This window comes from Micromonospora phytophila, assembly GCF_023656545.1.
Lineage (GTDB): Bacteria > Actinomycetota > Actinomycetes > Mycobacteriales > Micromonosporaceae > Micromonospora > Micromonospora phytophila.
In genome coordinates this window covers 1-1,960 of record NZ_JAMOKF010000573.1, presented here as the reverse complement: position 1 = coordinate 1,960, position 1,960 = coordinate 1, and the positions used below count along the sequence as shown (strand labels likewise).

Annotated in this window: 2 protein-coding genes; one reads left to right on the top strand and one right to left on the bottom strand. The window is 70.3% G+C overall.

The annotated features are described in order from the left end of the window. Positions 1-648, bottom strand: a 648-nt coding sequence (locus tag NCC78_RS31370; RefSeq protein WP_250799055.1) for an AfsR/SARP family transcriptional regulator, incomplete at its 3' end; no start/stop codon positions are given. Between the two features lie 778 nt (positions 649-1,426). On the opposite strand from NCC78_RS31370, the gene NCC78_RS31365 reads away from it, so the two are divergent. After that, positions 1,427-1,960: thioesterase II family protein (locus NCC78_RS31365; RefSeq protein ID WP_250799053.1), on the top strand; the 534-nt coding region annotated here is incomplete at its 3' end.

The following is a 1,960-nucleotide window of genomic DNA, read 5'->3' as shown; positions in this document are numbered from 1 at the left end:
CCGGCCGGCGTCGTACACGGCCAGTGCGTCGGCCTGCCGGTCGGAGCGGAACAGCGCGGTCATCAGCTGGGCGCGCAGCCGCTCGGCCAGCGGGTACGTCGCCACCAGGCCGGTCAGCTCGGCGATCAGCTGGGCGTGCCGGCCGAGCGCCAGGTCGGCCTCGATCCGGCTTTCCAGCGCCGCCGTCCGGGCCTCCTCAAGCCGAGGCAGCTCGACGTCGGCGAGGAACTCGGTGACGTCGGTCAGCGCCGGCCCCCGCCACAGCGACAGCCCGTCGCGGAAGTGCCGGGCGGCGTCGGCGTGGCGTTCCTCCCGCAGCGCCTCCCGGCCCGCGCCGCTGAGCCGCTCGAACTCGGCGAAGTCGAATCGGGCGGTGGTGGTGCGTAGCAGGTAGCCGGGGCGCTGCCGGACGATCGTCGCGCCGTCGCGCAGCAGTTTGCGCAGCCGGGAGACGTAGGTGTAGATCTGCGCGTTCATCGTGGTGGGCGGTTCGGTGCCCCAGAGCAGCTCGCTGAGCTGCCGGTCGGAGACCATCCGTCCGCCGGCCAGCAGCAGGGCCGCGAGCACCGTGCGCTGCTTCGCCCCGTCCAGCGAATTTCTATTGGTGTCTGTCCATATTTCGACTGGTCCGAGAACCCTGAGCTCCATCTGCCCCCCAAATCAGATCGCACCCGGTGTCGTCCGCCGCGGAGTGCGGCCGACGATCGTGACCGGGCCCGGCCGGGTCGTCCCTGGCCTGGTGGTGAGCCGCCGTTCCGGCATCGCCGAACCGCTCGCCGGGGGGCATCAACCCGGCCCGCCACCTGCCCCGGGTGAAAACCGTGGGCGGGAGAACAAGCGCAGAGTCACCGAAACTCCCCAGCTGTCCGTGACCGCGTTCGCCGCAACGAACCTAAGGTGTGTTCGCGTTGACTGTCAACGATTGTCGAATGGTTGCCTATCCACCTGTGGAAATAGCTGTCGGACTACCCCTCGGTAGGTGAATTCCCGGCGGCCGCAATGCCGATGGCCGGTGTCGCCTGTCCGGACTTGACCTTATATAGCGGCTTTGCGCGGGGCAGATCTCGGTCGGGGAACCGACATGTGAGAAAACGTGAACGCGCATCGTATTTGACTGCGGGAAAACCCGGTCCGGCCGGGGTCGCTGTCCTGTTCCGGACTTGTCCGTAGCACGCCGGAAGCCGTTACGCCGGACGGCGTAACGGCTGTTTCGAACCGGTGAAATCGGCCCTGGGAGCGCTCCGGGTGGCCCGTCGCGGGCCGGTTGCGACAGGGTGGTGCGGCGTGCTTTATTGCTGTTGCGCGAGACCGGAAAGAATGCGCTGGCGTGCGGTGCTGCTTGTCAATCCCTCTTGCGTACCGCCTTCCGTCGTCGTTTGTTCCGATCCGCCATCGACGTCTTCCACCGAGAGACAGGTGCCCCATGATGAATGTCGGCAATTCGTCAGTCGAATCGCCTTACCGGGTCTTTTCCCCGCTTCCCCGGCCGGCCGCCCGGCTGGTCTGTTTCCCGCACGCCGGCGGCACGGCGACGTTCTTCCGCTCCTGGCCGCAACGGCTGCCCGGGGTCGAGGTGCGGGCCGCCCGGTACGCCGGCCGGCAGGACCGCCTGGCCGATCCCTTCCCGGCCTCGCTGGCCGGGCTCGCCGACGAGTTGGCCGGCGCGCTGGCCGGGCTGGGCGAGGCCCCGCTGGCGCTGTTCGGGCACAGCATGGGCGCGCTGCTCGCCTTCGAGGTGGCGGTGCGCCTGGAGGAACGGCACGGGCCCGCGCCGGTGCGGCTCTTCGTCTCCGGCCGGCCCGCCCCGCACCGCGCGCCCGCCACCGCGCTGCACCGCGCCGACGAGGTCGGGCTGCTCGACGAGGTGACCCGGCTGGGCAACCCGGACCCGCTGGTCTTCGCCGACCCCGACCTGCGGGCGCTGGTGCTGCCCGCGCTGCGCGACGACTACCGCCTGGTG